Genomic DNA, 21003 nt, shown 5'->3' with positions numbered 1-21003 from the left:
AATTTATCCATGTCGTTTCGAGCGCTCGCCGTGCTCGGTTTCGCCACCCTGCTGACCGCCTGCAGCAGCGAAACCCCCAAGCCAGTACCGCCCCAGGCCCCGGCCAAGCCCGTGGCCAGGCATGTTCATGTGCCGACGCCGCTGCCTGCCTACCAGCGCGAACTGAGCGGCAGCTTCACCAATATTCCCCGGGGCGCCGAAGTCGAGGTCGCCCTGCTGGTGATCGACGAGCGCGGCCGCCCGCAGCGCCTGCTGGCCAGCGATACCTACGACGGTACCGGCCAGGCCCTGCCGTTCCAGTTGCGCTTCAATCCGGAGGTCTTCCCAGCCGGTGGACGGGTGGAGTTGCGTGCCCGCGCCAGCCAGTCCGGACAACTGATCCTGCACCTCAAGCCGGTCAGCGTGCCCCGTGCCGAAACCCAAGCCTTCGGCCCGCTGCAACTGGAAAAGGCGCCGTAGATGGCGCCCGTTCAACTGCAGGCCGCGTTGAGCGGGTTGCTGGGCGATGCGCGCCTGGTGGCCAGCGAATTGCCGGACTGCCCGCTGAAACTCTGGTTGATCGACGCCGATAACATGGATCGTGCCTTCAGCCCCGAGGAAACCCGGCGCATTCTCGACGAGCCGCCATACTGGAGTTTCTGCTGGGCCAGCGGCCTGGCCATGGCCCGCTACCTGGCCGAGCGCCCGGAGTGGGTCGCGGGCAAGCGGGTCCTGGATTTTGGCGCCGGGTCCGGGATTGCCGGGATCGCGGCGGCGAAGGCCGGTGCCCTGGAAGTGGTTGCCTGCGACCTCGACCCACTGGCGCTGCAGGCCAGCCGGGCGAACGCGGAACTCAATGAGGTGCAGCTGAGCTATTCGGAGCGACTTCTTCGCCGAGGACGATCGCTTCGACCTGATCCTGGTCGCCGACGTGCTCTACGATCGGGCCAACCTGCCGCTGCTCGACCAGTTCCTCAGCCGCGGCCGGCAGGCCCTGGTAGCCGACTCGCGGGTGCGCGACTTCCAGCATCCGCTCTACCGCCGGCTCGATACCCTGCATGCCCTGACCCTGCCGGACCTGGCCGAGCCCCACGAGTTTCGCCAGGTGAGCCTGTACCACGCCAGCCGCGGGGCCTTATAGTGGCGTCATTCATGCGTTCGCGAGAGTCGAGATGAGTCAGGAATCGCCGTACATTTTCGATACCACCGTTGCCAACTTCGATCAGGTGGTGATCGCCAACTCCCATCACAAGCCGGTGCTGGTGGACTTCTGGGCCGACTGGTGCGCGCCGTGCAAGGCGTTGATGCCGATGCTGGCGAAGATTACCGAGGAGTACCAGGGCGAACTGCTGCTAGCCAAGGTCAACTGCGATATCGAACAGGACATCGTCGCCCGCTTCGGTATCCGCAGCCTGCCTACCGTGGTGCTGTTCAAGGATGGCCAGCCGGTCGACGGCTTCGCCGGTGCCCAGCCGGAATCGGCGGTGCGCGCCATGCTCGAACCCCATGTGCAACTGCCCGCACCGGCCGCGGCCGATCCGCTGGAGCTGGCCCAGGCGCTGTTCAACGACGGGCGCTACAGCGAGGCCGAAGCCGCGCTCAAGGCACTGCTGGCCGAGGACAACAGCAACGCCGCAGCGCTGATCCTCTATGCCCGCTGCCTGGCCGAACGTGGCGAGCTGGTGGAAGCGCAGACCGTGCTGGACGCCGTGAAGAGCGACGAGCACAAGGCAGCGTTGGCCGGCGCCAAGGCCCAGTTGACCTTCCTGCGCCAGGCCAGGGACCTGCCGGAAGTGGCCGAACTGAAATCGCGCCTGGCGCAGAATGCCGAGGATGACGAGGCGGCTTACCAGTTGAGCATCCAGCAACTGTCGCGCCAGCAGTACGAGGCGGCGCTGGAAGGCCTGCTGAAGCTGTTCAAGCGCAACCGCGGGTACGAAGGCGGATTGCCGCACAAGACCTTGCTGCAGGTCTTCGAGCTGCTGGGCAATGACCACCCGCTGGTGGGGACCTACCGGCGCAAGTTGTTCGCAGCACTCTACTGAGTCAGTTCCGGCCCTATCGCTGGCAAGCCAGCTCCCACACGGACCTGTGGGAGCTGGCTTGCCAGCGATAGGGCCCGAAAGAGTACCTAGCCGATCCAGTGATACACCGGCGCATCCGCCCCGCTTTCCACCTTCACCTCGGCACTATGCCGCAGCCGCACCAGCAGGCGCTTGCCCGCCGCCGTGCTCCCGGCCAGGCCTTCAAGCAACTCCAGCAACGCCGGCCCCTGCATTTCCCCCGCCTTGCGCAGCAGTTCCTTCGCCGCCAGCCATAGAGTGTCATCCGGCCGCGCCTGCGCTACCGGCGCTGCACTGCTGACCGGCGTCGCTACCGGCTCGCCCGCCCGCGCCAGGCTTGCCCATTCCTCCGGACCCAGCTCGATGGTCAGATCCACCGGCCATTCGCCGATATGTCCTCGAATTCGCACGTCGCGTCCTCCGTTTTCAGGCGGCCATGCTCCCATGCCGGTCGAAGAACGCCAAGGGAGACTGGCGAGCGGATTCTACTTTGTTATAACATTTCAAAATCTTTCCAAAACCTCCCCGGAGTTCCGCCCATGCGTCGCCTGCTGCTTGCCTTGCCTTTCGCGCTGCTGCCCCTGGCCTTCACCGCCTCCGCGCATTCCGACCACGATCATGATCATGAGCACGACCACGCCCATGGCGCACTGGGCGCCCACGAACACGGCGTCGCCCACCTGAACGCCGTGCTCGACGGCAATACCCTGGAACTGGAACTGGAAAGCCCGGCAATGAACCTGGTGGGCTTCGAGCATGCGGCCCAGAGCGATGCCGACAAGGCCAAGGTGGCCGCCGTGCGTGCCCAGCTGGAACAACCGCTGAAGCTGTTCGGCCTGACCGCCGCTGCCAATTGCAAGGACAGCGACCAGGAGCTGCAAAGCCCGCTGTTCGGCGATGCCCCGGCCAAGGATGACGACGGTGATGGCGACGAGCATGAGCAAGGCCACAGCGATATCCACGCCCACTACCGCTTCGAATGTGCCAAGCCGGATGCCTTGCGGAGCCTGGACCTGGCCCCGCTGTTCAAGACCTACCCTTCGACCCAGAAGATCCAGGTCCAGTTGATCGGGCCAAGTGGCCAGAAAGGTGTCGAAGCCACGCCGGCAAACGCTACGATCAACTTCTAAGCCACCTATCCAGTGAAGCGCCCGGGGCAACCCGGGCGTCGATTTATGAGCCAGGCACTGATTGAACTGACCGACCTGGGCTTCGCCTGGCCGGGCCAACCACCGCTGCTGGACATCCCGGCGCTGCGCCTCGACGCCGGTGAATCGCTGTTCCTCAAGGGCCCCAGCGGCAGCGGCAAGACCACCCTGCTGGGCCTGCTCGGCGGTGTGCAGAAAGCCGACCGCGGCAGCATCCGCCTGCTCGGCCAGGACCTTGGCGAACTGAGCCAGAGCGCCCGCGACCGTTTCCGCGTCGACCACACCGGCTACATCTTCCAGCAGTTCAACCTGCTGCCGTTCCTGTCGGTGCGGGAGAACGTCGAACTGCCTTGTCGTTTCTCCAGGACACGCGCCGAACGTGCCGCACAACGCCATGGCAGCGTCGCCGAAGCCGCCGGCGTACTGCTCGCCCACCTCGGCCTGAAGGACCCGACCCTGCTCGCCCGTCGCGCCGACAGCCTGTCCATCGGCCAACAGCAACGCGTTGCTGCGGCCCGGGCGTTGATCGGCCAGCCGGAGCTGGTGATCGCCGACGAACCCACCTCGGCCCTCGACGCCGATACCCGCGAGGCCTTCATCCGCTTGCTGTTCGCCGAATGCCGCGACGCCGGCTCCAGCCTGTTGTTCGTCAGCCATGACCAAAGCCTGGCGCCGCTGTTCGACCGCCAGTCGTCCCTTGCCGAACTCAACCGCGCGGCCCGCCCTGCCAGCGATACGGAGGTCTGATGTACCTGCTCCGCCTTGCCCTGGCCAGCCTGGCCAACCGCCGTTTCACCGCCTTTCTCACCGCCTTCGCCATTGCCCTGTCGGTGTGCCTGCTGCTGGCCGTGGAACGGGTCCGAACCGAAGCCCGCGCCAGCTTCGCCAGCACCATCAGCGGTACCGACCTGATCGTCGGCGCCCGCTCCGGCTCGGTGAACCTGCTGCTGTATTCGGTCTTCCGCATCGGCAACGCCACCAACAACATTCGCTGGGACAGCTTCGAACACTATGCGAACGACCGTCGGGTGAAGTGGGCGATCCCGATTTCACTGGGCGATTCGCACCGCGGATACCGGGTGATGGGCACGACCCAGGCGTACTTCGAGCACTACCAGTACGGCCATCGGCAGAACCTGGAACTGAGCCAGGGCCGGGCTTTTGCCAGCGATCCATTCGAGGTGGTGCTGGGCGCCGAGGTTGCCGAAGCCTTGCATTACCAGCTCGGCGACAAGCTGGTGCTGGCCCATGGAGTGGCCGCCATCAGCCTGGTCAAGCATGACGACAAGCCCTTCACCGTGGTCGGCGTGCTCAAGCGCACCGGCACGCCGGTAGACCGCACCTTGCACATCAGCCTGGGTGGCATGGAGGCGATCCATATCGACTGGCACAACGGTGTGCCGGCGCGCGGCAACGGGCGCATCAGCGCCGACCAGGCGCGCAACATGGACCTGACGCCGACGGCGATAACCGCCTTCATGCTTGGCCTCAACAGCAAGGTGGCGACCTTCTCGCTGCAACGGGAAATCAACGAGTTCCGCAGCGAGCCGCTGCTGGCGATCCTGCCCGGCGTCGCCCTGCAGGAGCTGTGGAGCCTGATGGGCACGGCGGAACAGGCGCTGTTCGTGGTATCGCTGTTCGTGGTGCTGACCGGGCTGATCGGCATGCTCACGGCCATCCTTACCAGCCTCAACGAGCGCCGCCGGGAAATGGCCATTCTGCGCTCGGTGGGCGCACGACCGTGGCACATCGCCGGGCTGCTGGTGCTGGAGGCCTTTTCCCTGGCCCTGGCCGGGATCGGCGCAGGGCTGGGGCTTCTGTACCTGGGCATCGCCGCAGCCCAGGGTTACGTGCAGGCCAACTATGGGTTATACCTGCCGCTGGCCCTGCCGAGCAGCCACGAATGGACCCTGCTGGCGATCATCCTCGGCGCTGCACTGCTGATGGGCAGCATCCCCGCGTGGCGGGCCTATCGACAGTCGCTGGCCGATGGCCTGTCCATTCATCTGTGAGTATCCGTGGAATGCGCCGTGCCCTGTTGTTGTTGCTGTTTTGTGCCCTGCCCGCCTGGGCCGGCGAGCCCCGGACCCTGGAATGGCCGCAGTTGATTCCCCCCGGCGCGCCGGTGATCGAGCCGCAACTGGCGCCGCTGCACAACCTGTCGCAACTCTCCAACCTGGGTGACGCGCTGGCGGCCGAAGCGGCGCCGGCGGCGCACCAGCAGGTGCCGGACGCGCCGGTGGTCAAGGAACTCGACGGCCAGCAGGTCAAGCTGCCGGGCTATATCGTGCCGCTGGAAGTCGGTGAGGACGGGCGCACCACCGAGTTTCTCCTGGTGCCGTACTACGGCGCCTGCATTCATGTCCCTCCGCCACCGTCGAACCAGATCGTGCATGTGGTCAGCGAGATCGGCATCAAGGTCGAGGAGCTGTACCAGCCCTACTGGATCGAAGGGCCCATGCGTGTCCAGTCGTCGTCCAGCGAGCTGGCCGAGGCCGGATATCAGATGGAAGCCGAGAAAATCTACGCTTACGAACTACAATGAATGGCCGCGCCACAACGCCTTCGCTTTCATTGAGCTGAATCAAGTATCGCCCCGTGGCAGCTCCTTAACATTGGAACCATCGAATCCAAATGTCCCCTGGGAGCTTCCATGAACAAGTCCTTGCTCGGCGCCTCGCTGATCGCCCTCGCGCTCGCAGCGCCTGCCGCCTACGCCCACAAGGCCGGTGATTTCATCGTCCGCGCCGGTGCAGCCACCGTCGCCCCGAACGAAGACAGCGGCAACCTGAAACTCGACGGCGTCAAGGTCGCCGGCACCAAGGCAACCGTGGACAGCGACACCCAGCTGGGCCTGGCCTTCGCCTACATGGTCACCGACCACGTCGGTATCGAACTGCTGGCCGCCACCCCGTTCCAGCATCAGGTAAACGTGAAAGGCCTCGGCCCGGCCCTCGACGGCAAGCTGGCCGACATCAAGCACCTGCCGCCAACCCTGTCGGTCCAGTACTACCCGATGGATGCCGGCTCGAAGTTCCAGCCTTACGCCGGTATCGGCCTGAACTACACCCTGTTCTTCAACGAAGACCTGACCAGCGAGCGCAAGGACCAGGGCTTCAGCAACATGAAAATGAAAAACTCCGTGGGCCTCGCCGGCCAGTTGGGCATGGACTACATGATCAACGACAACCTGCTGGTCAACGCCTCGGTCTGGTACGTGGATATCAACACCGAAGCCAGCATCGACGGACCGAGCGCACTGGGCGTGGGCAAGACCAAGGTCGATGTGGATATCGATCCGTGGGTCTACATGGTGGGTATCGGCTACAAGTTCTGAACGCAAAAAAGGGCCGCGCAAGCGGCCCTTTTTTTGTGGTGTCCTTCAGGGCCTCATCGCTGGCAAGCCAGCTCCCACACGGGCCTGAGCTGGCTGATACGGCACTCAGCGGCCCAGCAGTCGGCTCAGGCCCACCGCCAATGGCGTGACCTCAGGCAGCCCGAACCGCTCCAGCAGCCGGCGGTTATCCGCTCGCGAATGGCGAATATCGCCGCTGCGCGCCACCCCGTAACTCACTGCCGGCAAGTCTCCCAGCACACTGCGCAATGCCTCCAGCAGCTGGTTCAACGAGGTCGCCTGGTTCAGACCGATATTCACCGCCCCCTCTTCCACCCGTGGCATTTCCAGCGCTTGCATCATCACCGCGACCAGGTCGGAGACATAGAGGAAATCCCGGGTCTGCTCGCCATCGCCGAACACGGTGATCGGCGTGCCGTTCAGCGCGCGCTCGCAGAAGATGCTGATCACCCCGGAGTACGGCGAGGACGGATCCTGGCGCGGGCCGAAGATATTGAAGAAGCGGAATACCACGGGTTCCAGGCCATGCTGGCGTCGGTAGAAGTCCAGGTATTGCTCGCTGGCAAGCTTGTCCGAGGCGTAGGGTGTCAGCGGTGCCTTGGCAATGTCCTCGCTGATCGACTCGCCTTCACCATTGTTGCCGTAGACCGCCGCGCTGGAAGCGAACAGCACGCGCTTGATGCCGGCCTGGCGCATCGCCTCGCAGACATTCAACGTGCCGATGAAATTGCTTTGGTGGGTCTTCACCGGATCATCCACCGAGGCCTGCACCGAAGCCACCGCCGCCAGGTGCACTACGGCCCGGCAGCCTTCGGCAGCGCGCTTGACCAGCTCTGCATCGGCGACGTCGCCTTCGATCAGTTGCAGCCCTGGGTTGCCCAGTTGCAGGTTGTCACGCTTGCCAGTGGACAGGTCATCCAGCACACGCACCGAATGGCCCTTCTGCAGCAGGGCGTCACACAGGTGGGAACCGATGAAGCCTGCGCCACCGGTAATCAGAATGGGGGCATCAGCCATGACGATAGAATCGATCCAGTAGGGTCGGCAGGCCGGAGCGCCAGGCACGCGGCTTGATGCCGAAGGTGTGAAGGATTTTCTTGCAGGCCAGCACCGCGTGTTGCGGTTCTTCGGCAGCATCGGGACGCGCGGCGTGGGCCTGGGCGGTGGGGGCCTCGACGGCGAGCTGGCGCAACTGCGAGGCTTCGCCGAGGATCGCCTGGCCCAGCGCCAGCGGCGTGGTCGCCTCGTTGCCGGCGTAGTGGTAGGTGCCCCACAGCGGCGCGGCGCAATCCAGTTGCTTGAGGACCGAGAGAATGACCCGGGCGGCGTCGTCCACCGGGGTCGGGTTACCCCGCCGATCGTCGGCCAGGAACAGCTCGTTGGCAGTTTCCGCCCGGGTCAGGAAGCGCCCGAGGATACCGTCGGGGCTGTCGTCCAGCACCCAGCCGAAGCGCAGCAGTACATGCTGCGGGCAGATGGCCCGCACGCTCTGCTCGATGCGCCACAGCGCCTGGCCACGCAGGCCCAGGGGCACCGGCTCGTCCTTTTCGCTGTAGGCCGTCGCGCGCGAGCCATCGAACACCCGGTAACTGGACGGTTGGACAAGGATGATGTTGTGGTGCTGGCACAGCTCGGCGAGCCGCTCTACCGAGCGCTCCTGGGAGGCCAGGCGCTGCTCGCTGACCGACTCGGCCTGGAACCAGTCGAAGTAGTAGGCCAGGTTGACCAGGGCATCGGGCCGGGTGTCATCGAGCAACTGGGTCAGGCTCGCGGCGTCCCAGCCCTGTTCGGGCGGGCGTGGCGCGAGAAAGCCGATGTCCTCCTCGGCCCCGAGACGAATCAGCGCTTGCCCAAGGGCATTTCCACCACCCAACAGCATCAGGCGCATTCGCATAGGTTCAGCAGGTCCGCTCAGGTTGATTGAAGGCAAGCACGTAGTTTGCGGTTTCCGCCGAGGGAAGTCCAACCGCCCGAGTCCACGAAATGTTTAGCCGCGCAGGTCAAGCAGGGCGGTTTCCCACACTCTCAAATAGGAATCCGCTTACACCGGCAAAAGAACCAACTGACTTCGGCGACCGAAAAAACCACCTTCAATATCTACCTTGCCGGCTACCTGTTGCGCAGTCAGGAGCCATCGCGGGGCAAGGACGCCCCGAATCCTCTATTTGCTAAGGAAGGTTGCCCATGAAGGACTGCGAAATCGCCACCCTGACCCTCGATAACGACCAGCTCGACCAACTGCACAAGGCCAGCCTCGATCTTGCCCGCCACGGAGGCCCTCAGGCGCCAGGCGCCGCGCTCAAGGCGCGCTTGTGGGCACGTTTGCTGGAAGCCAGCCTGCAACCGGTGCAGCAGGCCACGGTGAACCTGTTTGCCGACGGCAAGCTCGCCGCACTGCTGTTCGCCCGCTTGCGCGCGCCCAAGGACGACCCGCTGCCTGAGCGGCTGCCGGAACTGGCCTGGCTGGAGCAGGACTTCACCTGCCTGTACCTGGGCTCGCGCAACCAGGTGCTGCTGGAACTGATACGCCATTGCGCCTTCGCGTTCGATATCGACAACGATGGCAAGCACCTGCGCCTGGTCGGCAACTTCAAGGGCGGCGGGCGCTTGCCGCGCCACGATGAAGACCGCCGCAAGCCGGTGGAGCTCAGCTCCCACGCCGGCCTGCGCCTGGGCCCGCATACCGAGGCGCCCTATCACTGCTCGGTGGTCGCCCGCGACGGACATTCCCCGGCGCCTTCGGCCCTGGTCCTCAGCGCCCGCTGGAACCCGGCCGGCGAGCCGACGCGCATCGTCCCGCTGCGCAGCGTGATCGAAGGGCTGGGCAGCCTCGATGTGCTGGCATTGAGTTCACGCTCGTTCGACTTCACCCGCAGCGAATGCTTCGTCGATGGCCACGGCGCCGGCGGCGCAGCCACCTCCATCATCGACTTCGATGAGCAAGGTGGTTTCAGCGTGCGCTACAACGCCTACCGCTTTTCCCTCAACGAGCAGGCCAGCGATGCCGCTGCCCGCGCCTTCGACGCCTTCCAGGCGCGCCTGGCACAGACCCGTCCGGTGGATTTCGTGCTGCAGCCGGACACCGTGCTGCTGGTCAACAACACGCGCGCCCTGCATGGCCGTGAGTCGTTGTGCGACAACCGTCGCCTGCTGATACGGCTGTTCGGCTATTCGCGCTTCGCCCGCCCGCTGATCCTCAAGCAAGACCCGCTGCTGGTGCGCGGTTGATAGCCCTGGAGTGAAGATTCAATGCTGGAAGTCGATTTATCCCTGTTACTGATACTCGCCACCGTCGCACTGCTGGCCGGGTTCTTCGATGCCATCGCCGGTGGCGGTGGGCTGATCACCCTGCCGGTCCTGTTCGTCGCCGGCCTCGATCCGCTGGCGGCGCTGGCCACCAACAAGTTCCAGGCGGCAAGCGCCACGGTGTCGGCCACCTGCGCGTTCGCCCGTCGCGGCATGCTCGACTGGCAGCGCGGTTGGCCGATGGCCTTGATGGCCTTCGCCGGCGGCGCCCTCGGGGCCTTGTCGGTGAGCCTGGTTCCCCGCGATTTGCTGCAGGCCGGAGTACCGGTGCTGCTGGTACTGATCGCTGGCTATTTCGCCTTCAGTCCCCGCCTGGACGACAGCCAGATGCGCAAGCCGCGGGTATCCTTCAGCCTGTTCTGCCTGCTGATAGCCCCGTTGATCGGCCTCTATGACGGGGTGTTCGGTCCCGGGGTCGGTTCGTTCTTCATGCTGGCGTTCATGCTCCTGCTCGGCCAGGGCATGTTGCGCGCGGTGGGCAACAGCAAGCTGCTGAATGCCGCATGCAACCTCGGCGCGCTGACGGTATTCGCCGCCTCCGGCACGATTCTCTGGCCACTGGCCCTGGCGATGGCCGCCTGCGCCGTGCTCGGTGCGCAACTGGGTGCACGCTGCGCGGTGTATTTCGGCCCACGCCTGATCCGCCCGCTGGTGGTCTGCGTATGCGGCGTGATGGCGCTGAAACTGCTGCTGGACGCGGGCAACCCACTGGTGGAGTGGGTTGCCGACGAGTGGCCCTAGGCCAGGCGTTAGCGGGAGTTCCTGGTGTCAAAGCTACCGTATGAGTTGGGGCGGCTCACCGAGCTCTCCCCAGTGCTGTAACGCGTGTCTTCACCACCGTAGGAATTCGGACGACTTACCGAACTGCTGCCGTCGTTGTTGCGCGTATCCATCCCACCGTAAGAGTTGGGCCGACTGACAGAACTGGTGCCATCGCTGTTACGGGTATCCAGGCCGCCGTAGGAGTTTGGACGGCTTACCGAGGTGGTTCCGTTGCTGTTGCGAGTATCCATTCCGCCATAGGAATTCGGACGACTCGACGATGTCGTGCCATTGTCGTAGCGGCAATCCTGACCGCCGTACGAGTTTGGCCGGCAGGTATCGGCGTAGGCCTGGAGCATTGGCGAGGCGAGCAGAATCGAACCCAGCAACAGAGCTTTGAGTTTCATAAGTGTTTCCTTACGAGAAGTCTCGTGATCAACGACAGTTTTTCAGACTCGCGCATTCCATGGGCGCGAGCGGGGGCACAGCGCAAGGCACCAAAAAAACAGGGAAGAGAATGTGGATGTGGCTTCAGATCAGACCGACAGGAAGGGGCTGCCACCCGGGCCTGATCGAGCGAAGTGGCAGCTTGCCATTACAGACAGGAAAGATGGGATCAAGTTTCAGGCGGGGAGAAATTTTTACCGGCCTGCTCAGCCCTATTCGATCTCGAACAGGCCATTGCGAATGGGTCCGGCCGTCAGGCGCTCGCGCACATCGTCATCGATCCGCGGATCGTCCGGGCGATACAGCTTCACCTGGCGATAGGCATTGATGCGGTTGATCTCCGGACCGAGGTACTCCCAGACCACCCGGGTGCACGCCGGCGTGCGCCGGTCGCCGCTGGAAACCCCGGTCTTGAGACCATTGAGGCGGGTGATGCGGCTCTTGAAGCTGGGGATCAGCACGGTCTGGCTCATCTCGTTGACGGTGAGCGACTCGTAGTCGAGCAGGAACACCCGGTCCTGCAACTGGAACGCCGCACCGAGATAGCGACAGCGCACCCAGTCCTCGGCCTGCACGTCGGTGCTGCTGGAACGTTCCTGGCGCTCCTGGCGCTCGAACAGGTAGTTGCCGTTTTCCTCGCGCAAGTGCACCAGGGACAACAGGATGTTGCCCGGCACCGACATGCAGTTGGAATACTCGAAGTAATAGCCGCAGTAGCGCGACAGGTTGCCGGCGTGCTCGCGCAGCGGGCGCAGCAGGTCGAACAACGGGTCGCTTTGCACCGGACTGGCGACGGCGCTGCTGCGCGCGCCGATCAGGCGGGCGAACTGTTCTGGCGGCAAGCCCAGCTCGTAGTCCTCGACACCGAAGAAGTCACCGATGCGCTTCAGATTGTACGCCGTCGGCTGGCTCTGGCCGCTCAGGTACTTGTTGAATTGCGCCCGGTTGATCGACAGCTGCCGGCAAACCTCGGAGATAGAGCGGTAGTGGCTGCACGCCAACTTGAGGTTGCTGCCGAGGTTTTCACTCATGAAGGGATGTCCGTTTGATGCGATGTGCGCGAGTTTAGCATCAAGTCGCACCAAAACAGAGCAAGTGGCGAAATTGTAACCGTAGTTGTCATGGCCAAACATGCGCGCCATGGACCTGGTGCTTGCACGCCGTCCTATCTGTCTTTCATGCAAAGAATAAGAATCCGAGGTCACTTCCATGCTCGAAGCGCTCAACGATTTCCTTTCGGGGAAACTCCTCATCGTGCTCATCGTCGGACTGGGTAGCTATTTCACCATCCGCTCCCGTTTCGTCCAGTTCCGCCATTTCGGCCACATGTTCGGTGTATTCAAGGAATCGTTGCGCGGCCAGGCTGGCCAGCTGAGCTCTTTCCAGGCATTGATGCTGAGCCTGGCCGGTCGGGTTGGTGCGGGTAACATCGCCGGTGTCGGTATCGCCGTGACCCTGGGCGGCCCGGGCGCCGTATTCTGGATGTGGGTCACTGCCCTGGTCGGTATGTCCAGCAGCTTCTTCGAATGTACCCTGGCCCAGGTCTACAAGCGCGCCGATGGCGATGGCCTGTACCGTGGTGGTCCGGCGTACTACATCCAGCATGGCCTGAAGCTGAAGGGCATGGCCGTGGTGTTCTCCCTGCTGCTGCTGGTCACCTACGGCTTCGCCTTCAACGGCCTGCAGTCCTACACCGTGACCCACTCGCTGCAAAACGCCTTCGGCTTCGCGCCGAACCACACCGGCATCGCCCTGGCCATCCTGCTGGCGATCGTATTCGTCGGCGGCATCAAGCGCATCGCGGCAGTTTCCGACCTGCTGGTTCCAATCAAGACCCTGGCCTACATCGGCGTCACCCTGTATGTGATCGGCACCCAGATCGACCACGTTCCGGCCATGCTCGAAACCATCTTCAAAAGCGCCTTCGGCCTGGATCCAGCCTTCGCCGGCCTGCTGGGCAGCGCCATCGTCATGGGCGTGAAGCGTGGCGTATTCGCCAACGAAGCCGGCCTGGGCAGCGCGCCTAACGTCGCCGCCGTCGCCGCCGTGAAGCACCCGGGCGCCCAGGGCGTAGTGCAGGCATTCAGCGTATTCCTCGACACCTTCGTCATCTGCACCTGCACCGCACTGCTGATCCTGCTGTCGGGCTTCTACACGCCGGGCTTCGAAGGCGACGGCATTGTCCTGACCCAGAACTCCCTGGCCGCAGTCGTCGGTGACTGGGGTCGCATCTTCGTCAGCGTCGCCCTGTCGCTGTTCGTCTTCACCTGCATCCTCTACAACTACTACCTGGGCGAGAACAGCCTGCAGTTCCTGACCCGTAACCGCATGGTACTGATGGGCTACCGCGCCCTGGTCCTGGCGCTGATCGTCTGGGGTTCGGTGCAGAACCTGGGCACCGTGTTCGCCTTCGCCGACATCACCATGACCTGCCTGGCCTTCGTCAACCTGATGGCCCTGGCCCTGCTGTTCAAGGTCGGCCTGCGGGTGATGCGCGACTACGACGAGCAACGCAAGGCTGGTATCTCGCAGCCGGTGTTCGACTCCGCCAAGTTCGCCGACCTGGACCTGGACCGTGCCGCCTGGCCGGAAGGTGTCAAGGCTGAAGCCGCCGACACCAGCGTTGCCGGCGCAGCGCAAACCCAGCGCTAAGTTCGACCCGCTTCTCGCTCCAGAAAGAGAGCCGCCCCTTCGCGGGCGGCTTTTTTTTGCCCGATTTTTCTGTTTTTGCTTTGGAAATCCCCTTATGCGCGCAGTCAAGAATCTCCTCGTCCTCTACACCGGCGGCACCATCGGCATGCTGCAAACGCCCGAGGGGCTGGCCCCGGCGGGCGGTTTCGAGGCGCGCATGCGTGCCTGGCTGGACGCTCACCCCGAGGCACCACGCCCCGACTGGCGCTTGCAGGAAATGTCGCCGCTGCTCGACAGCGCCAACATGCAGCAGGGCAACTGGCTGGCAATGCGCGATGCCATCGTCGGAGCGGTGAAGCAAGACGGTCACGATGGCGTGCTGTTGCTGCATGGCACCGACACCCTGGCCTACAGCGCAGCGGCCTTGTCGTTCCTTCTCCTTGGCCTTGACGTGCCGGTGGTGCTGACCGGCTCGATGCTGCCTGCCGGCGCCCCGGACAGCGATGCCTGGGATAACCTCGCCGGCGCGCTGGCGCTGTTCACCCAAGGGCTGGAGAACGGCGTGCAGTTGTTCTTCGCTGGCAAGCTGATGTCTGGTGTACGCGCCAGCAAGCTGCGCAGCGAGGCCTTCGATGCATTCGCCGCCCTGCCCCGTCATCGCGAAGGCGAACGGGCGGCGGAATTACCGACCATGCTCAGCTACTGTCAGCCGCGATCGCCGGTGAACCTGGCCGTGCTGCCGATGTACCCGGGGATCCAGGCGGCTCATGTGCGAGCGCTGCTGGAGACCGGGGTTAAGGGCCTGCTGCTGGAGTGTTACGGCAGCGGCACCGGACCGTCGGATGACGAGGCGCTGCTGGACGCCTTGCGCGATGCGGGCCAGCGCGGGGTGCTGGTAGCAGCGATCAGCCAATGCATGGAAGGCAGCGTGGTGTTCGATATCTACGAGGCGGGGAGCCGACTGCGGGATACCGGGCTGGTCTCTGGCGGCGGCATGACCCGGGAAGCGGCGCTGGGCAAGATGTTCGGCTTGCTCGGGGCCGGGCTGGACCTGGCGACGGCGCGGCATTGGTTTGCACTGGATATGTGTGGGGAGCGGGCTTGACGCCTGGCTTCAGGGCATCTCGCGTCGATGGGCAGACTTCTGACCAAGACGGTCTCGGAGCGTGGCTTGCCCGCCAAGGGCCGCAAAGCGGCCCCAAAGCCATCCAGCAAGGACCGCGCCTAGCTCAAGACCTGTCCTCTGCGTGAACTCCCAAAGGGATCACCTCAGCGAGAACCTCGAGGGCAACCTCCGAGGTTGAATCAGCGCTTGACCAAAAACTGGCCTTCGCCCAGATACTGGAGACAAGGGCCACGATCCGATAGCACACCGCCCTCGCCAACCAGTTCGTATTCTTCAGCCAGAAACTGCTCTGCGGAGACACCTGCCCCGTCCTTGAACATCGCCAAGCCGATCAATAGAACAGAGACACCAAGAAGAAAGACAAAAACCAAGTGAACTCTAATGTACTGCACGTCAAACGTACCATCGATCAGTTTCACTATCAGGTATCTGTGGCCCACCGCGAAAGCAAGCAGCCCATTAATTACGGCAAGAACACCCACAACAACAAGCAGCAGAGCAAACAGTCTGAGCCTGGGCCTAGCAGAAGGATTGGCACTCAGAAAATTTTCATACATTTCAGCGAAGCGTGAGACCTGAAACTCCTCTCCAGCCGAGGGGATTTCAATTTTAACTTTCGCCACTACTCCACCACCCGATGCAGCTTCAGCAGCGATTCAATATTTGACACGGAACTTACCTTCACCCAGGTATTTGACGGGCGCGTAGCCTTCACTAAGCGGTCCCTCATCATCAAACAACGCATACTCGCGGGCCAGATACTGCGCAGGAGAAACTCCCGCCGCGTCGCCGGAAAGCTTCACAGCAGCGAGCATTATGAGGCTGCCTATAGCCGACAAGGCTTTGCTCGCCATACTGGCAGGGCCGACCAGCAGATTCCATGCCCCGATAAGAGCCATAACTCCACCGATCACCAAAAATGCTAACGCCAGATAGTTTGGCTCGACCTTGCGGGAAGGATCTTCGTCAATAAAGGCAGCATAGGCCTCCGCAAAGCCTGGCACCTGAAATTCTTCACTCTCTTCCGGAATGACAACTTTCAGCTTTGCTTTCTGGGCATCTTGCTCGGACATTTTCAGACTCCATAAAAGGAGCCGATACTACATCCACGCAGCCCTTTTCGATCATGGCCAGCCAGCACGACTGGAAATTCAGAAAAGTCCTACAAGCAAGGTAAAAAAACCATTTTTAAAAAGTGCATATTCACACAGCCTTAGCCGAATTCTTATATTTTCGACAAATAAAAACCCCACGAGAAAACTCGCGGGGTTTCAGGATTTTCAGTTCCGAATTTTACAAATCAGAACGGAATATCATCATCGAAGCTGTCGAAATCCGGAGCCGGCTGCGGCGCTGGCTGCTGAGGAGCAGGACGCTGCGGAGCCTGTTGCGGACGCTGGGCTTGCTGGCGTGGAGCCTGCTGTGGCGCCTGGTTGTAGTTGTCACGCGGGGCACCACCGTCCTGGTTCTGCGGACGACCGCCGAGCAGCTGCATAGTGCCCTGCATGTCGACGATGATTTCGGTGGTATAGCGCTTGATGCCGTCTTTTTCCCACTCGCGGGTCTGCAGCTTGCCTTCGATGTAGACCTGGGAACCCTTGCGCAGGTACTCGCCAGCGATCTCGGCGACCTTGCCGAACATCGAGACGCGGTGCCATTCGGTACGCTCGACCTTCTGACCGGTCTGCTTGTCGGTCCACTGCTCGCTGGTAGCCAGGCTCAGGTTGGTGACTGCGTTACCGTTCGGCAGGTAGCGAACTTCAGGATCCTGGCCACAGGTGCCGACCAAAATGACTTTGTTAACCCCACGGGCCATAACGTTCTCCTAGGCTTCACTCGCCGCGGACGCCGGATTGACCAGGCGTTCCAGGGTCGAGCGATCCAAAATTTGTGTATCAAGTTTGATGTAGATGGCAGCTTCATCAGCGACCACCACTGCGTCGGTCACACCCGGCACGGCCTTCAGGCGCTCGGACAAGCCCGCTTCGCGCAGCGCCTCGGGCGACAACGGCATGCGCAGGCTCGTTACATAAGGTGGTTCGTTCATGGTAACAGCAACCACGAGCCAGATCGCGCACAAAGCTGCACACCCCAGGAATACGGTTGCCAACCCACCATGCTGGAACAGCCATCCACCGAGAATCCCGCCCAGCGCCGCCCCGAGGAACTGGCTGGTGGAGTAGACCCCCATCGCCGTGCCCTTGCCGCCAGCGGGCGACACCTTGCTGATCAACGAAGGCAGCGACGCTTCCAGCAGGTTGAAGGCGGTGAAGAAGATGACGGTTCCGATCACCAGCGCCGACAGGCTGTTCCCCAACTCCCAGAAAAACAGCTCCGTCAGGAGCAAGACACTGACCGCGCCCAGCAGGACGCGTTTCATCTTGCGCTTTTTTTCACCATAGATAATGAACGGAATCATTGCGAAGAATGAAATCAGCAATGCCGTCAGGTACACCCACCAGTGCTGTTCCTTGGGCAGCCCGCCACGCTCGACGAAGGCCAGTGGCAGTGCGACGAAGCTGGCCATGAGGATCGCGTGCAGGACGAAGATACCCACATCCAGGCGCAGCAAATCAGGATGGCGCAACGTCGGACCAAGCGCCTGCCTGGCTACGCCGGACTCGCGATGATGCAGCTGGGTGTTGGACGCCGGAACAACGAAGGCGATCAAGGCAATCCCGACCAGTGCCATCGCCGCCGTCGCCAGGAACAGCCCCGAAAGACCGAACGCGCGGGTCAGCAACGGCCCGACGACCATCGCCACGGCGAACGAAAGACCGATGCTCATGCCGATCATGGCCATGGCCTTGGTCCGATGCTGCTCGCGGGTCAGGTCCGACAGAAGCGCCATCACCGCCGCCGAGATCGCCCCGGCGCCTTGCAGGATGCGTCCGGCGATCACGCCCCAGATCGAATCGGCCTGGGCCGCCAGCACGCTCCCCAGCGCAAAGACCACCAGGCCGAGGTAGATCACCGGACGTCGGCCTATGCGGTCGGAAATGATCCCGAAAGGAATCTGCAGGACCGCCTGGGTCAGGCCGTAGGCGCCGATCGCCAGGCCAATCAGGGCCGGCGTGGCACCGGCCAGGTCCATGCCATAGGTCGCCAGCACCGGCAGGACCATGAACATGCCCAGCATACGGAAGGCGAACACCAGGGCCAGGCCGCCTGCGGCGCGGGTTTCGCTGCCGCTCATGCGTTCGCTGTGGGGATCGTGCATGGATATACCTCGTGTGAACCGGCGGCGATTCTACCAGTCCCATCGGTTAACGGCATCTACGCGACGCTTTGCCGCGTAATGGCCACGCCCCGTATACTTCTGCGTTTATGCCCGCCAAGCGAGGCCGTAGTGGACAAGATCCTGATTCGTGGGGCTCGCACCCACAACCTGAAAAACATCGACCTGACTCTGCCTCGCGACAAACTGATCGTGATTACCGGGCTGTCCGGTTCCGGCAAGTCGTCCCTGGCTTTCGATACGCTCTATGCCGAAGGCCAGCGGCGCTATGTGGAATCGCTGTCGGCGTACGCCCGGCAGTTCCTGTCGATGATGGAAAAGCCCGACGTCGATACCATCGAGGGCCTGTCGCCGGCGATTTCCATCGAGCAGAAATCCACCTCCCACAACCCGCGCTCCACCGTCGGCACCATCACCGAGATCTACGACTACCTGCGCCTGCTGTACGCCCGCGTAGGTACGCCACGCTGCCCGGATCACGATATTCCGCTGGAGGCCCAGACCGTCAGCCAGATGGTCGACCTGGTCCTGGCCCAGCCCGAAGGCTGCAAGCTGATGCTGCTGGCGCCGGTGGTGCGCGAGCGCAAGGGCGAACACCTGGCGGTCTTCGAGGAACTGCGCGCCCAGGGCTTCGTGCGTGCACGGGTCAACGGCAAGCTGTTCGAGCTGGATGAATTGCCCAAGCTCGACAAACAGAAAAAGCACAGCATCGATGTGGTGGTGGATCGGTTCAAGGTCCGTGCCGATCTGCAGCAGCGCCTGGCCGAGTCCTTCGAGACCGCGCTGAACCTGGCAGACGGTATCGCCCTGGTCGCGCCGATGGACGACGAGCCTGGCGAGGAAATGATTTTCTCCGCCCGTTTCGCCTGCCCGATCTGCGGCCACGCCATCAGCGAGCTGGAGCCCAAGCTGTTCTCCTTCAACAACCCGGCCGGTGCCTGCCCGACCTGCGACGGCCTGGGGGTCAAGCAGTTCTTCGACGTCAAGCGCCTGGTCAATGCCGAGCTGACCTTGGCGGAAGGTGCCATCCGTGGCTGGGATCGACGCAATGTCTATTATTTCCAGATGCTCGGATCGCTCGCCGCGCACTTCGGTTTCAGCCTGGAAAAGCCCTTCGCAGAACTGCCTGCGGACCAGCAGAAGACCATCCTGCACGGTAGCGGCAACCAGAACGTGGACTTCAAGTACCTCAACGATCGCGGCGATATCGTCAAGCGCTCACACCCCTTCGAAGGCATCGTGCCGAACCTGGAGCGGCGCTACCGCGAAACCGAGTCCGCCACCGTTCGCGAGGAACTGGCCAAGTTCCTCAGCACCCAGCCCTGCCCGGATTGCCGTGGCACCCGCCTGCGCCGTGAGGCCCGGCATGTGTGGGTTGGTGAAAAGACCTTGCCGGCCGTCACCGGTCTGCCGATCGGCGAGGCCAGCGATTACTTCGGCGGGTTGAAACTGACCGGACGCCGCGGAGAAATCGCTGACAAGATTCTCAAGGAAATCTGTGAACGCCTACAGTTCCTGGTGAACGTCGGACTCGATTATCTGACCCTCGACCGTAGTGCCGACACCCTGTCCGGTGGCGAAGCCCAGCGCATCCGCCTTGCCAGCCAGATCGGTGCCGGCCTGGTCGGGGTGATGTACATCCTCGACGAGCCCTCCATCGGCCTTCACCAGCGCGATAACGACCGCCTGCTGGCAACCCTCAACCACCTGCGCGATATCGGCAACACGGTGATAGTGGTGGAACATGACGAAGACGCGATCCGTCTGGCCGACTATGTGGTGGACATCGGCCCGGGTGCCGGTGTGCATGGTGGTCAGATCGTGGCCGAAGGTACTCCGGACGAGGTCATGGCTCATCCTGATTCGGTGACCGGCATGTACCTGTCCGGTCGCAAGAAGATCCTCGTTCCGGCCAAGCGCACACCACGCAACAAGAAGCTGTCGATCAAGCTCAAGGGCGCGCGGGGCAACAACCTGCAGAACGTCAACCTGGAGATCCCGATCGGCCTGCTGACCTGTGTCACCGGCGTTTCCGGCTCGGGCAAATCGACCTTGATCAACAACACGCTGTTCCCGCTGGCCGCGACTGCCCTCAACGGGGCGTCCACGCTGGAGGCGGCCGCTCATGACAGCTGTGACGGCCTGCAGCACCTGGACAAGGTGGTGGATATCGACCAGAGCCCGATCGGTCGTACTCCTCGTTCCAACCCGGCGACCTACACGGGGTTGTTCACCCCGATCCGCGAATTGTTTTCCGGGGTGCCGGAGTCTCGCTCCCGAGGCTACGGTCCGGGACGCTTTTCCTTCAACGTGAAGGGCGGCCGCTGCGAGGCGTGCCAGGGCGATGGCTTGATCAAGGTGGAGATGCACTTCCTGCCGGACATCTATGTTCCTTGCGATGTGTGCAAGAGCAAGCGCTACAACCGTGAAACCCTTGAGATCAAGTACAAGGGCAAGAACATCCACGAAGTGCTCGAGATGACCATCGAGGAAGCGCGGGAGTTCTTCGATGCGGTGCCGGCGCTGGCGCGCAAGCTGCAGACGCTCATGGACGTCGGGCTTTCCTACATCAAGCTCGGACAGTCGGCCACCACCCTGTCCGGAGGCGAGGCGCAGCGGGTCAAGTTGTCCCGCGAGCTGTCCAAGCGGGATACCGGCAAAACCCTGTATATCCTCGACGAGCCGACCACCGGCCTGCACTTCGCGGATATCCAGCAATTGCTGGACGTGCTGCACCGTCTGCGCGACCACGGCAACACCGTAGTGGTGATCGAACACAACCTGGACGTGATCAAGACCGCCGACTGGCTTGTAGACCTGGGTCCCGAGGGTGGCTCCAAGGGCGGTCAGATCATCGCTTGCGGCACGCCGGAGGAGTTGGCGAAGATGGAACAGTCCCACACCGGGCACTATCTCAAGCCGTTGCTGGAACGCGACCGCGCCTGAGG

General features: G+C 63.1%; 21 protein-coding genes and 1 pseudogene. 13 read left to right on the top strand and 9 right to left on the bottom strand.

The window, feature by feature from the left end:
• Positions 1 to 9 precede the first annotated feature (9 nt).
• The 3 genes and pseudogenes from ACKLLE_RS13525 (at position 10) to trxA (ending at position 2024) form a co-directional block, all read left to right on the top strand.
• Positions 10 to 459, top strand: a complete 450-nt coding sequence (locus ACKLLE_RS13525) for a YbaY family lipoprotein (RefSeq protein ID WP_064302089.1) — start codon at positions 10 to 12, stop codon at positions 457 to 459.
• Positions 460 to 1120, top strand: a pseudogene (locus ACKLLE_RS13520) (class I SAM-dependent methyltransferase). It begins immediately after the preceding gene.
• A gap of 31 nt (positions 1121 to 1151) precedes the next feature.
• On the top strand, positions 1152 to 2024 hold the full coding sequence (gene trxA, locus ACKLLE_RS13515) for a thioredoxin (RefSeq protein ID WP_009397448.1): 873 nt from the start codon (positions 1152 to 1154) through the stop codon (positions 2022 to 2024).
• A gap of 86 nt (positions 2025 to 2110) precedes the next feature.
• Here the strand turns inward: trxA and ACKLLE_RS13510 are convergent, their stop codons facing one another.
• On the bottom strand, positions 2111 to 2452 hold the full coding sequence (locus ACKLLE_RS13510; RefSeq protein WP_420058249.1) for a hypothetical protein: 342 nt from the start codon (positions 2450 to 2452) through the stop codon (positions 2111 to 2113).
• A 129-nt stretch (positions 2453 to 2581) separates the two neighbouring features.
• Between ACKLLE_RS13510 and ACKLLE_RS13505 the strand changes: the two genes are divergently transcribed.
• The 5 genes from ACKLLE_RS13505 to ACKLLE_RS13485 all read left to right on the top strand — a co-directional run bounded on the left by ACKLLE_RS13505 (position 2582) and on the right by ACKLLE_RS13485 (position 6527).
• Entirely contained in the window at positions 2582 to 3172 is a 591-nt protein-coding gene (locus ACKLLE_RS13505; RefSeq protein WP_420058248.1) for a DUF2796 domain-containing protein, read from the top strand.
• Between the two features lie 45 nt (positions 3173 to 3217).
• Complete coding sequence (locus ACKLLE_RS13500; RefSeq protein ID WP_064302094.1) at positions 3218 to 3937, top strand: ABC transporter ATP-binding protein; 720 nt, start codon at positions 3218 to 3220, stop codon at positions 3935 to 3937.
• Positions 3937 to 5202: an ABC transporter permease gene (locus tag ACKLLE_RS13495; protein ID WP_420058247.1), complete on the top strand. Its 1266-nt coding sequence runs from the start codon at positions 3937 to 3939 to the stop codon at positions 5200 to 5202. The genes ACKLLE_RS13500 and ACKLLE_RS13495 overlap by 1 nt, the downstream gene beginning before the upstream one ends.
• Positions 5203 to 5213: 11 nt before the next feature.
• Positions 5214 to 5735 carry a DUF3299 domain-containing protein gene (locus ACKLLE_RS13490; RefSeq protein WP_009397453.1) on the top strand — a complete coding sequence of 174 codons (522 nt, stop codon included), beginning with the start codon at positions 5214 to 5216 and terminating at the stop codon, positions 5733 to 5735.
• A gap of 108 nt (positions 5736 to 5843) precedes the next feature.
• Positions 5844 to 6527 carry an OmpW/AlkL family protein gene (locus ACKLLE_RS13485; RefSeq protein WP_009397454.1) on the top strand — a complete coding sequence of 228 codons (684 nt, stop codon included), beginning with the start codon at positions 5844 to 5846 and terminating at the stop codon, positions 6525 to 6527.
• Between the two features lie 105 nt (positions 6528 to 6632).
• On the opposite strand, the gene ACKLLE_RS13480 is transcribed toward ACKLLE_RS13485, so the two are convergent.
• Both ACKLLE_RS13480 and ACKLLE_RS13475 read right to left on the bottom strand, forming a co-directional pair.
• Entirely contained in the window at positions 6633 to 7562 is a 930-nt protein-coding gene (locus tag ACKLLE_RS13480; protein ID WP_420058246.1) for an NAD-dependent epimerase/dehydratase family protein, read from the bottom strand.
• Positions 7555 to 8439, bottom strand: a complete 885-nt coding sequence (locus tag ACKLLE_RS13475) for a sugar nucleotide-binding protein (RefSeq protein WP_037059704.1) — start codon at positions 8437 to 8439, stop codon at positions 7555 to 7557. Before ACKLLE_RS13475 ends, ACKLLE_RS13480 begins: the two co-directional genes overlap by 8 nt.
• Positions 8440 to 8729: 290 nt before the next feature.
• Between ACKLLE_RS13475 and ACKLLE_RS13470 the strand changes: the two genes are divergently transcribed.
• A complete protein-coding gene (locus ACKLLE_RS13470; RefSeq protein WP_420058245.1) occupies positions 8730 to 9773 on the top strand; it encodes a TauD/TfdA family dioxygenase in 1044 nt (347 codons plus the stop codon).
• Positions 9774 to 9794: 21 nt separating this feature from the next.
• On the top strand, positions 9795 to 10592 hold the full coding sequence (locus ACKLLE_RS13465; RefSeq protein ID WP_420058244.1) for a TSUP family transporter: 798 nt from the start codon (positions 9795 to 9797) through the stop codon (positions 10590 to 10592).
• Positions 10593 to 10600: 8 nt separating this feature from the next.
• On the opposite strand, the gene ACKLLE_RS13460 is transcribed toward ACKLLE_RS13465, so the two are convergent.
• Together ACKLLE_RS13460 and ACKLLE_RS13455 are read right to left on the bottom strand one after the other, a co-directional pair.
• Positions 10601 to 11020 (bottom strand): hypothetical protein, encoded by a 420-nt coding sequence (locus tag ACKLLE_RS13460; protein WP_081263111.1) that lies wholly within the window; start codon positions 11018 to 11020, stop codon positions 10601 to 10603.
• A gap of 252 nt (positions 11021 to 11272) precedes the next feature.
• Positions 11273 to 12091, bottom strand: a complete 819-nt coding sequence (locus ACKLLE_RS13455; RefSeq protein ID WP_420058243.1) for a helix-turn-helix domain-containing protein — start codon at positions 12089 to 12091, stop codon at positions 11273 to 11275.
• Between the two features lie 178 nt (positions 12092 to 12269).
• Here ACKLLE_RS13455 and ACKLLE_RS13450 point away from each other — a divergent pair, with 178 nt between their 5' ends.
• A complete protein-coding gene (locus tag ACKLLE_RS13450; protein WP_064302101.1) occupies positions 12270 to 13712 on the top strand; it encodes an alanine/glycine:cation symporter family protein in 1443 nt (480 codons plus the stop codon).
• A 94-nt stretch (positions 13713 to 13806) separates the two neighbouring features.
• Positions 13807 to 14796 (top strand): asparaginase, encoded by a 990-nt coding sequence (locus ACKLLE_RS13445; protein WP_420058242.1) that lies wholly within the window; start codon positions 13807 to 13809, stop codon positions 14794 to 14796.
• Positions 14797 to 14996: 200 nt separating this feature from the next.
• On the opposite strand, the gene ACKLLE_RS13440 is transcribed toward ACKLLE_RS13445, so the two are convergent.
• The 4 genes from ACKLLE_RS13440 to ACKLLE_RS13425 all read right to left on the bottom strand — a co-directional run bounded on the left by ACKLLE_RS13440 (position 14997) and on the right by ACKLLE_RS13425 (position 18037).
• Positions 14997 to 15440, bottom strand: coding sequence for a hypothetical protein (locus ACKLLE_RS13440; RefSeq protein WP_158467725.1), 444 nt, complete (start codon positions 15438 to 15440; stop codon positions 14997 to 14999).
• Between the two features lie 33 nt (positions 15441 to 15473).
• Entirely contained in the window at positions 15474 to 15890 is a 417-nt protein-coding gene (locus tag ACKLLE_RS13435) for a hypothetical protein (protein WP_064302104.1), read from the bottom strand.
• A gap of 227 nt (positions 15891 to 16117) precedes the next feature.
• Positions 16118 to 16633, bottom strand: coding sequence for a single-stranded DNA-binding protein (locus tag ACKLLE_RS13430; RefSeq protein ID WP_009397464.1), 516 nt, complete (start codon positions 16631 to 16633; stop codon positions 16118 to 16120).
• A gap of 9 nt (positions 16634 to 16642) precedes the next feature.
• Positions 16643 to 18037 carry an MFS transporter gene (locus tag ACKLLE_RS13425; protein WP_064302105.1) on the bottom strand — a complete coding sequence of 465 codons (1395 nt, stop codon included), beginning with the start codon at positions 18035 to 18037 and terminating at the stop codon, positions 16643 to 16645.
• Between the two features lie 129 nt (positions 18038 to 18166).
• Here ACKLLE_RS13425 and uvrA point away from each other — a divergent pair, with 129 nt between their 5' ends.
• Positions 18167 to 21001: an excinuclease ABC subunit UvrA gene (uvrA, locus tag ACKLLE_RS13420; RefSeq protein ID WP_420058241.1), complete on the top strand. Its 2835-nt coding sequence runs from the start codon at positions 18167 to 18169 to the stop codon at positions 20999 to 21001.
• The last annotated feature ends 2 nt before the right edge of the window (positions 21002 to 21003 follow it).

The sequence above is a fragment of the Pseudomonas bharatica genome, from assembly GCF_048586865.1.
Taxonomy (GTDB): domain Bacteria; phylum Pseudomonadota; class Gammaproteobacteria; order Pseudomonadales; family Pseudomonadaceae; genus Aquipseudomonas; species Aquipseudomonas bharatica.
The sequence above is the reverse complement of the archived record's forward strand: the minus strand, read 5'-3'. Positions and strand labels throughout refer to the sequence as shown.

Bases quoted from the DNA above. Each gene is read 5' to 3' on its own strand.
- ACKLLE_RS13525 (WP_064302089.1), top strand. From the start codon at position 10: ATGTCGTTTCGAGCGCTCGCCGTGCTCGGTTTCGCCACCCTGCTGACC.
- trxA (WP_009397448.1), top strand. From the start codon at position 1,152: ATGAGTCAGGAATCGCCGTACATTTTCGATACCACCGTTGCCAACTTC.
- ACKLLE_RS13505 (WP_420058248.1), top strand. From the start codon at position 2,582: ATGCGTCGCCTGCTGCTTGCCTTGCCTTTCGCGCTGCTGCCCCTGGCC.
- ACKLLE_RS13500 (WP_064302094.1), top strand. From the start codon at position 3,218: ATGAGCCAGGCACTGATTGAACTGACCGACCTGGGCTTCGCCTGGCCG.
- ACKLLE_RS13495 (WP_420058247.1), top strand. From the start codon at position 3,937: ATGTACCTGCTCCGCCTTGCCCTGGCCAGCCTGGCCAACCGCCGTTTC.
- ACKLLE_RS13490 (WP_009397453.1), top strand. From the start codon at position 5,214: ATGCGCCGTGCCCTGTTGTTGTTGCTGTTTTGTGCCCTGCCCGCCTGG.
- ACKLLE_RS13485 (WP_009397454.1), top strand. From the start codon at position 5,844: ATGAACAAGTCCTTGCTCGGCGCCTCGCTGATCGCCCTCGCGCTCGCA.
- ACKLLE_RS13480 (WP_420058246.1), bottom strand. From the start codon at position 7,562: ATGGCTGATGCCCCCATTCTGATTACCGGTGGCGCAGGCTTCATCGGT.
- ACKLLE_RS13475 (WP_037059704.1), bottom strand. From the start codon at position 8,439: ATGCGAATGCGCCTGATGCTGTTGGGTGGTGGAAATGCCCTTGGGCAA.
- ACKLLE_RS13470 (WP_420058245.1), top strand. From the start codon at position 8,730: ATGAAGGACTGCGAAATCGCCACCCTGACCCTCGATAACGACCAGCTC.
- ACKLLE_RS13465 (WP_420058244.1), top strand. From the start codon at position 9,795: ATGCTGGAAGTCGATTTATCCCTGTTACTGATACTCGCCACCGTCGCA.
- ACKLLE_RS13460 (WP_081263111.1), bottom strand. From the start codon at position 11,020: ATGAAACTCAAAGCTCTGTTGCTGGGTTCGATTCTGCTCGCCTCGCCA.
- ACKLLE_RS13455 (WP_420058243.1), bottom strand. From the start codon at position 12,091: ATGAGTGAAAACCTCGGCAGCAACCTCAAGTTGGCGTGCAGCCACTAC.
- ACKLLE_RS13450 (WP_064302101.1), top strand. From the start codon at position 12,270: ATGCTCGAAGCGCTCAACGATTTCCTTTCGGGGAAACTCCTCATCGTG.
- ACKLLE_RS13445 (WP_420058242.1), top strand. From the start codon at position 13,807: ATGCGCGCAGTCAAGAATCTCCTCGTCCTCTACACCGGCGGCACCATC.
- ACKLLE_RS13435 (WP_064302104.1), bottom strand. From the start codon at position 15,890: ATGTCCGAGCAAGATGCCCAGAAAGCAAAGCTGAAAGTTGTCATTCCG.
- ACKLLE_RS13430 (WP_009397464.1), bottom strand. From the start codon at position 16,633: ATGGCCCGTGGGGTTAACAAAGTCATTTTGGTCGGCACCTGTGGCCAG.
- ACKLLE_RS13425 (WP_064302105.1), bottom strand. From the start codon at position 18,037: ATGCACGATCCCCACAGCGAACGCATGAGCGGCAGCGAAACCCGCGCC.